General features: G+C 62.6%; 6 protein-coding genes and 4 pseudogenes. All 10 read left to right on the top strand.

What is annotated here, in order from left to right; all coding sequences use genetic code 11:
* Positions 1 to 321: 321 nt before the first annotated feature.
* The 10 genes and pseudogenes from ACFXS9_RS08290 to trbK-alt all read left to right on the top strand — a co-directional run bounded on the left by ACFXS9_RS08290 (position 322) and on the right by trbK-alt (position 8,000).
* On the top strand, positions 322 to 759 hold the full coding sequence (locus tag ACFXS9_RS08290) for a hypothetical protein (RefSeq protein WP_392687150.1): 438 nt from the start codon (positions 322 to 324) through the stop codon (positions 757 to 759).
* Positions 683 to 1,807 (top strand): type IV secretory system conjugative DNA transfer family protein, encoded by a 1,125-nt coding sequence (locus ACFXS9_RS08285; RefSeq protein ID WP_392687147.1) that lies wholly within the window; start codon positions 683 to 685, stop codon positions 1,805 to 1,807. Before ACFXS9_RS08290 ends, ACFXS9_RS08285 begins: the two co-directional genes overlap by 77 nt.
* The gene (locus ACFXS9_RS08280) at positions 1,779 to 2,315 is read left to right on the top strand and encodes a type IV secretory system conjugative DNA transfer family protein (protein ID WP_392687144.1); all 537 of its coding nucleotides are present in this window, start codon (positions 1,779 to 1,781) and stop codon (positions 2,313 to 2,315) included. The genes ACFXS9_RS08285 and ACFXS9_RS08280 overlap by 29 nt, the downstream gene beginning before the upstream one ends.
* A gap of 9 nt (positions 2,316 to 2,324) precedes the next feature.
* Positions 2,325 to 2,755 (top strand): annotated as a pseudogene (locus ACFXS9_RS08275) (CopG family transcriptional regulator).
* A gap of 179 nt (positions 2,756 to 2,934) precedes the next feature.
* Positions 2,935 to 3,854 (top strand): annotated as a pseudogene (gene trbB, locus ACFXS9_RS08270) (P-type conjugative transfer ATPase TrbB).
* 23 nt (positions 3,855 to 3,877) lie between these two features.
* Positions 3,878 to 4,173 (top strand): annotated as a pseudogene (locus ACFXS9_RS08265) (TrbC/VirB2 family protein).
* Positions 4,173 to 4,436 carry a VirB3 family type IV secretion system protein gene (locus ACFXS9_RS08260; RefSeq protein WP_392687141.1) on the top strand — a complete coding sequence of 88 codons (264 nt, stop codon included), beginning with the start codon at positions 4,173 to 4,175 and terminating at the stop codon, positions 4,434 to 4,436. The pseudogene ACFXS9_RS08265 and the gene ACFXS9_RS08260 overlap by 1 nt, the downstream one beginning before the upstream one ends.
* A 7-nt stretch (positions 4,437 to 4,443) precedes the next feature.
* Positions 4,444 to 6,886 (top strand): annotated as a pseudogene (gene trbE, locus ACFXS9_RS08255) (conjugal transfer protein TrbE).
* The gene (gene trbJ, locus ACFXS9_RS08250) at positions 6,883 to 7,620 is read left to right on the top strand and encodes a P-type conjugative transfer protein TrbJ (RefSeq protein ID WP_392687138.1); all 738 of its coding nucleotides are present in this window, start codon (positions 6,883 to 6,885) and stop codon (positions 7,618 to 7,620) included. The pseudogene trbE and the gene trbJ overlap by 4 nt, the downstream one beginning before the upstream one ends.
* Positions 7,617 to 8,000, top strand: a complete 384-nt coding sequence (gene trbK-alt / locus ACFXS9_RS08245) for a putative entry exclusion protein TrbK-alt (RefSeq protein WP_392687135.1) — start codon at positions 7,617 to 7,619, stop codon at positions 7,998 to 8,000. The genes trbJ and trbK-alt overlap by 4 nt, the downstream gene beginning before the upstream one ends.
* The last annotated feature ends 3 nt before the right edge of the window (positions 8,001 to 8,003 follow it).

The raw sequence follows: 8,003 nt of genomic DNA, 5'->3' as shown, positions 1-8,003 counted from the left end.
GGAAGTGAAGCCGACATCAGCTCTTCGATTATCGGCGAGCTTTGCTTCACGCCGCCAGTCTGTTGGAGCTGCCCGATCAACCTGCCGACCGCAAGGAACTAAGTGCTGCGTCCCAGGCCACCGGCAGGCGACAGGGGGACAACTATCTCGTCCGATGCCGGGGCTAAGTCCGCTTTCACACCTTTCGCGATACGTGCGGGCTGCGATTTCTACGACGCTCGGCGACTGACGCACCAATCTGCTCGCCTGGATATCCGAAAATACTCGCAACCAGCAGGATGGCTTGTCTGAGGATTACGGACTCATTTGATATTCCATCCCATGTCCGCAACCAGAATACTTTGGGGCCAGGTCGCCCTGCTCTTGACTATCGTGCTGATCACGATGTGGGCCGCGACGCGGTGGACAGCATGGCGGCTCGGCTTTCAACTCCAACTCGGACAGCCCTGGTTTGAGCTCGCGCCGGGCGTTCCCATCTATCTGCCTCCGGCCTTCTTCTGGTGGTGGTACGCCTATGATGCCTATGCACCTGGAGTGTTCGTCGAAGGGGCGTCTGTCGCTGCGTCCGGCGGGATCATCTCGATCATAGTCGCGTTCGCGATGTCGGTGTGGCGGGCGCGGGAGGCGGAGACGGCGGCGACATACAGTTCCGCGCGCTGGGCCAGCCAACTTGAGATTCGAGGTGCCGGCCTTGCCGGGAGCAGACGGCGTGATCCTCGGGCGGTTCGAGGGACTTTATCTGCGGCACGATGGACCTGAGCATGTGCTGTGCTTCGCCCCCACCAGATCCGGAAAGGGCGTCGGACTTGTTGTCCCGACCCTTCTAACCTGGCCGGGAAGTTGCATCGTCCATGACATCAAGGGTGAAAACTGGACCCTGACGTCCAGCTTTCGTGCCCAACACGGCCGGGTGCTGTTGTTTGATCCAACCAACTCAAGGAGTGCAGCCTACAACCCTCTGTTGGAAGTGAGGCGAGGGGAGTGGGAAGTTCGTGACGTGCAAAATGTGGCCGACGTGTTGGTCGATCCCGAGGAGCTCGCTGGAACGGCGCAATCACTGGGAGAAGACCAGCCACGCGCTACTGGTCGGAGCCATCCTTCACGTCCTCTATGCGGAGCAGGACAAGACGCTCGCCGGTGTTGCGAGTTCCTGTCCGATCCGAAACGGCCAATCGAAACCACGCTCCGCGCCATGATGACCACGCCGCACCTCGGCGAAGCCGGGACCCATCCGGTGATCGCGTCCGCAGCGAGAGAGTTATTGAACAAGAGCGAGAACGAACGGTCCGGCGTGCTTTCGACCGCGATGTCTTTCCTCGGCCTCTACCGCGACCCTATTGTTGCCGAGGTGACGCGCCGCTGCGACCGGCGCATCCGGGATCTTATTGAGGACGAACGGCCAACGACGCTCTATCTCGTCGTACCTCCATCGGACATCAGCCGTACCAAGCCGCTGGTGCGGTTGATCCTCAACCAGATCGGTCGCCGCCTCACCGAGGAACTCCAGGCCAAGGGCCGCCGGCATCGATTGCTGCTCATGCTCGACGAGTTTCCGGCGCTGGGAAGGCTTGATTTCTTCGAGTCGGCGCTCGCCTTCATGGCGGGCTATGGGCTTAAGAGTTTCCTTATTGCGCAGTCGCTCAATCAGATCGAAAGAGCATACGGGCCGAATAACGCGATCCTCGATAATTGTCATGTGCGCGTTTCCTTTGCGACCAACGACGAGCGTACCGCCAGGTGGTTTCGGATGCGCTTGGGACTGCCACGGAATAAGGGCGATGAAGAACTATGCCGGTCACAGGCTTAGCCCGTGGCTCGGCCATCTCATGGTTTCGCGACAGGAGACCGCGCGGCCATTGCTAACGCCCGGCGAGGTGATGCAGCTTCCGCCCGAGGACGAGCTGGTGCTGGTTTCCGGCGTGCCACCGATCCGCGCCAAGAAGGCGAGGTATTTTGAGGATCCACGTTTGACCGAGCGCGTGCTACCGCCGCCAAGCTCAAGCTCCCTCGACCGCGACGGTAGGGCAGCGACAGACGATTGGAGCCGGCAGCCAGCTCCGCCAAATTCAAATGTTGCCGAGCCGGTAGCTTGTCGGGTGCTCGGCAATCTACCGCAAATTCCGGCATTCGCCGCGAGCCGGAGGTTTCCCGAGCATGAAAATATCGCGCCAGAGGCCTTGAAGCCTCCACCGGAGTTCGACTTCACGGAAGACGAGGGCGACGGTGACGCCGTACGGGCGCGTGTGCTGCGCATGAACGTTCCCGGTCTGGCGCGTCAGGCCGCGATGGATCCAGACGACGGCCTCGACCTCTAGGATGAGATAATGCGAACCAAGCACGTTTCGTCTGCCTCCTGACCTAGCGGGCAAGCTCGCTGACCACGCCAGCCGCAAGCGGGTGCCGCAGGCGCTCATTGTCGAAACTGCGCTGGCCTCATTCCTGTCGCCGGATAATTCGGAGCGGATGGAAGCGGCGCTCGGCCGTCGCCTTGACCGGCTGACCCGGCACGTCGAGCGGCTGGAGCGTCACATCACCATTTCAAATGAGGCACTGGCCTTGTTCGTGCGGTTCTGGCTGACGGCAACGCCGCCGCTGCCTGATACGGCGCAGCCCGCTGCGCAGGCCAAGGGCCGGGAGCGGTATGAGGGTTTGTCGAGGCCCTCGGGCGCCGGCTGGCCAGGGCCAGACCCTGGCCCAGGAGATCTCGCTCGACATCGATCCGGCACAACCGTCGCCAACCGTTCCTCGTGAGTGATCCCGCCATCTTTTCTTTTGCTACGCCACGGCACGCCGCCTGATTTGAGCTTGTTGCACGAGCGCGTAACCTGCCTTTTCTACTGATCCCCACCGCCGAGCTCATATCTCTCGGCGACCTTGGGGACAAGCGTGGCAGTTCATTCCTTTCAGTCCGAGGCGGCCTCGCGTGGTGCACGCATGTTGCGCACCGCGCTCGGACCGACGATAGCGGCCTGGCTCGAAGACGCTGGGATCGTCGAGGTCATGCTCAATCCCGATGGCCGGCTCTGGGTCGATCGGTTGTCGGGGGGCATGACGAATACCGGCGAGCGTCTCGCCGCAGCCGACGGCGAGCGCATCGTGCGGCTCGTTGCCCATCACGTCGGCGCGGAGGTTCATCCGGCAAGTCCCCGCGTCTCGGCCGAGTTGCCCGAGACGGGAGAGCGTTTTGAGGGGTTGCTGCCGCCCGTGGTGACCGCTCCGGCCTTTGCCATTCGCAAGCCGGCGGTGGCCGTCTTCACGCTCGACGACTATGTCGCCGCCGGCATCCTGACAGTCGCTCAGGCTGAAGGGCTGCGGAACGCTGTCCGGGACCGTCAAAACATCCTCGTGGCCGGCGGTACCTCGACCGGCAAGACCACGCTGACCAATGCCCTGCTGGCCGAGATTGCAAGAACAGCTGATCGCGTCGTGCTGATCGAGGATACGCGCGAACTCCAATGCAAGTCGGCTAATCTCGTGGCGCTGCGCACCAGGACGGTGTCGCCTCGCTGTCCGACCTCGTGCGCTCCTCGCTCCGGCTACGCCCGGACCGAATCCCAATCGGTGAGGTGCGAGGGGCCGAGGCGCTCGACCTACTCAAGGCCTGGGGCACTGGCCACCCCGGGGGCGTCGGTACCATTCATGCCGGTACGGCGTTAGGTGCGCTTCGCCGCCTCGAACAGCTTATCCAGGAAGCCGTCATCACTGTGCCGCGGGCGCTGATCGCGGAGACCATCGACGTGATTGCCGTTCTCTCCGGCCGCGGCGCAGACCGTCGGCTGACAGAACTCGCGCGTGTCGATGGCCTGACGACCGAGGGCGACTACCTCATTTCACCCGCAGGAGACCAATCATGAACGGCGTCACATTGAGAAGCGGGATGATAGCTGTTGCGGTAGCTCTCAGCTCCGTGGCGATCTCGCCTACTGCAGAGGCCGCTGGCTCCAACATGCCGTGGGAGCAGCCGCTTAACCAGATCCTACAGTCGGTCGAGGGCCCGTCGCCAAGATTCTGGCCGTCATCATCATCATCGTCACGGGCCTTACGCTCGCCTTCGGCGACACTTCGGGCGGTTTTCGGCGCCTGATCCAGATCGTTTTCGGTCTGTCGATTGCGTTCGCAGCCTCGAGCTTCTTCCTGGCATTTTTCTCATTCGGCGGCGGAGTGCTGATCTGATGGACGGGCCGGTCGAGGGTTTTGCAATTCCGGTGCACCGCGCGCTGACCGAACCGATCCTGCTCGGCGGCGCGCCGCGTGCGATCGCCATCGTCAACGGCACCGTCGCCGCTGCGCTCGGCCTCGGCCTGCGGTTGTGGATCGCGGGCCTCCTGATGTGGGCAATCGGTCATGCCGCTGCCGTCTGGGCCGCGAAGCGCGATCCGCTCTTTGTCGAAACTGCAAGACGCCATCTGCGCATCCCAACCCATCTGAATGTGTGAGCAACCAATGATGAACCTTGCCGAATACCGCCGCTCCACTACATGTCTTGCGGATTTCCTGCCATGGGCCGCACTGGTCGACGAAGGCGTCGTCCTCAACAAGGACGGATCGTTTCCAGAGGACCGCGCGTTTTCGCGGCCCCGATCTTGATTCTTCCGTTCCGGCGGAGCTCGTTGCGGTTGCCGGCCGCCTCAGTAACGCCTTAAGGCGCCTCGGATCCGGCTGGGCGGTGTTTATGGAGGCGCAGAGGTATTCATCGAACGCCTATCCGCCGAGCAGTTGCCCGGATGTGGCATCGGCCCTGGTCGATGCCGAGCGCCGGGCGCAATTCGAGGAAGAGGGAGCTCACTACGAGTCAGCCTATTTCCTCACCTTCCTGTATCTGCCGCCGGCTGAGGATGAGGCGCGCGCCGAGCGTCTCCTTTATGAGGGACCTGAGCGCGGGGAGGCTGCCGGCGCCCACCAGGTATTGCGCGGCTTTGTCGATCGGACCGACCGCGTGCTGCAACTGGTCGAAGGGTTTATGCCGGAGTGCCGATGGCTCGATGACGGCGAGACCCTGACGTACCTGCATGCTTGCGTCTCGACCAAGATACATCGCGTCCGCGTTCCCGAGATTCCCATGTATCTCGATGCGCTGTTGGCGGACGAGCCCCTGACGGGTGGGCTCGAGCCGATGCTGGGCGACCAACACCTGCGGGTGCTCACGATTGTCGGGTTTCCGACGGCAACCACGCCGGGGATCCTGGACGATCTCAATCGGCTTGCCTTCCCTTATCGTTGGTCGACCCGGGCGATCATGCTCGACAAGGCAGACGCAACGAAGCTCCTGACCAGGATCCGGCGGCAATGGTTCGCCAAACGGAAATCGGTTGCCGCGATCCTGAAGGAGGTGATGACGAACGAGACTTCGTTGCTGATCGACACTGACGCAGCCAACAAGGCCATCGACGCCGACGCCGCGTTGCAGGAGCTCGGCTCCGATCTGATCGGAGAGGCGTTTGTTACCGCCACGATCTCGGTCTGGGACGAGAATCCGCGCATCGCGGACGAACGGTTGCGCTTGGTCGAGAAGGTCATTCAGGGACGCGACTTCACGTGCATGGTGGAGTCCATCAATGCCGTCGATGCCTGGCTGGGCTCGTTGCCCGGCCACGTTTATGCCAACGTCCGCCAGCCCCCGGTTTCGACCCTGAACATCGCCCATATGATCCCGTTGTCCGCGGTTTGGGCAGGGCCGGCGAGGGACGCGCATCTCGGTGCGCCGCCGCTGTTCTTTGCACGCACGGAAGGATCCAGCCCGTTTCGTTTTTCCCTCCACGTCGGCGACGTCGGGCACACGCTGGTGGTCGGTCCGACCGGTGCCGGCAAGTCCGTGCTGCTTGCGCTGATGGCGCTGCAGTTCCGCCGCTATCCAAGCTCCCAGATCTTTGCCTTCGATTTCGGCGGGTCGATCAGGGCCGCGGCGCTCGCCATGAAGGGCGATTGGCACGATCTTGGCGGTGCGCTGTCCGATAGCGCCTCCGAACCGGTCGCCCTGCAGCCGCTAGCCATGATTGACGATGCGGCCGAGCGCGGCTGGGCGGCGGAATGGATCGCAGCCATTCTCGCCCGCGAAAAGATCGACATGACGCCCGAAGCCAAGGAGCATCTTTGGTCGGCGCTGTCTTCGCTGGCTTCGGCGCCTATTGGCGAACGGACGTTGACCGGTTTGTCCGTGCTGCTGCAGTCCCAGGGCCTGAAAAGGGCGCTTCAACCCTATTGCCTCGGTGGCCCTTTTGGACGGTTGCTCGATGCTGAAGCCGAGCGGTTAGGCTCCGCTCCGGTCCAGGTGTTCGAAACCGAGGGGCTGATCGGCACCGGTGCCGCACCTGCGGTCCTGTCCTATCTCTATCACCGAATTGAGGGGCAGCTCGACGGAAGGCCCACGCTACTCATTGTCGACGAAGGTTGGCTCGCACTCGATGATGAAGGGTTTGCCGGCCAGGTCCGCGAATGGCTGAAGACGCTGCGGAAGAAGAATGCCTCCGTCATCTTTGCCACCCAGTCGCTCTCGGATATCGACGGCTCCGCGATTGCGCCTGCCATCATCGAGAGTTGCCCAACGCGGCTGTTCCTTCCGAACGAACGGGCGATCGAGCCGCAGATCTCGGCCATCTATCGACGCTTCGGCCTCAACGACCGGCAGATCGAGATCCTCGCGCGCGCCACGCCAAAGCGCGACTACTACTGCCAGTCCCGGCGCGGCAATCGCCTGTTCGAACTCGGTCTTGAAGAATTCGCACTCGCCTTTACGGCCGCTTCATCAAAGTCCGATCAGGCAATGATCGAGCGCGTGCTGGCCGAACATGGCCGTGAGGAGTTTGTCACCGGCTGGCTCGCCGCACGTGGGCTGGGTTGGGCCGCCGATCTCATACCCCGTCTCATCAAGCAGGAAGGCTTGTCATGAAGCGCCGCCGTCACCTCTCAGCGGTGGGTGCGCTCGCAATTGCGATTGTATGTACCGCTTCGCCAACATCCGGCCAGTTGATCGTGTTCGATCCTAATAACTATGCGCAGAACGTGCTCACGGCTGCACGTGAGCTGCAGCAGATCAATAACCAGATCACCTCGCTGCAGAACCAGGCGCAGATGCTGATCAATCAGGCCAAAAATCTCGCCAGCCTGCCGTATTCCTCCTTGCAGCAGCTCGAGCAGTCAATCCAGCGAACCCAACAGCTTCTCGCTCAGGCGCAGCGCATTGCCTACGACATCAATCAGATCGATCGGGCGTTCTCGACGACCTATGCGCCCGTTTCGGCGAACGAATCAGATCAAGCGCTGATCGCGAATGCGCAAACACGCTGGCAGAATTCTGTGGCGGGATTGCAGGATGCCCTGCGGGTTCAGGCGACCGTGGTCGGCAATCTCGACACCCACCGCAAGGAGATGTCGGCCCTCGTTGGCGCAAGCCAGGGCGCGACCGGCGCGCTGCAGGCCAGTCAGGCCGGCAATCAGCTCCTTGGTCTGCAGGCGCAGCAGCTCGCCGACCTTACGGCCGCCGTTGCCGCGCAGGGGCGGGCGCAAAATCTCGAAATGGCTCAGCGTACCACCGCGCAGGATCAGGGCAGGGAGCAGCTTCGTCGCTTTCTCGCACCCGGTCGAGGCTATCAGCCTTCGATAGTTCGGATGTTTCACCAATGAGCGGACGTGGTGGACTTAAGCGGGTGATGCTTGTGACGACAGCGGCTGCCGTCCCCATCCTTGTCGCAGCGTGCACAATCCAGCTCCGCGGCGACAGCGAAGGTCCACCGGCTAGATCGTCGGCATCCCGGGCAACCAGTCCGCTTGGCGGCGAACTCGAACGCTGCTGGAAGGTCACCTCCGAGCAGGTTGCAGAACTCCAGGATTGCCGTCCGATTTGGGCGGAGAACCGCCGTCGCTTCCTTGGATCAAAGAAAACTCCGGGCGTTACTTCCCCCGATGCTCAACCAGGCAGCCCGACACCCTCGTTGGCGCAGCCCAAGCATCCCGATCGTCTTCCCCAGGGCTGGCCGCCCGTTGCAACACCCGAACGCGAGTGATCC

The sequence above is a fragment of the Bradyrhizobium sp. RDI18 genome, from assembly GCF_043203335.1.
GTDB lineage: Bacteria > Pseudomonadota > Alphaproteobacteria > Rhizobiales > Xanthobacteraceae > Bradyrhizobium > Bradyrhizobium retamae.
This window is presented reverse-complemented; position numbering and strand designations above follow the sequence as displayed.

Coding starts and splice junctions, on each gene's coding strand:
- trbK-alt (WP_392687135.1), top strand. CDS start 7,617: ATGAGCGGACGTGGTGGACTTAAGCGGGTGATGCTTGTGACGACAGCG.
- ACFXS9_RS08280 (WP_392687144.1), top strand. CDS start 1,779: ATGAAGAACTATGCCGGTCACAGGCTTAGCCCGTGGCTCGGCCATCTC.
- ACFXS9_RS08260 (WP_392687141.1), top strand. CDS start 4,173: ATGGACGGGCCGGTCGAGGGTTTTGCAATTCCGGTGCACCGCGCGCTG.
- ACFXS9_RS08290 (WP_392687150.1), top strand. CDS start 322: ATGTCCGCAACCAGAATACTTTGGGGCCAGGTCGCCCTGCTCTTGACT.
- trbJ (WP_392687138.1), top strand. CDS start 6,883: ATGAAGCGCCGCCGTCACCTCTCAGCGGTGGGTGCGCTCGCAATTGCG.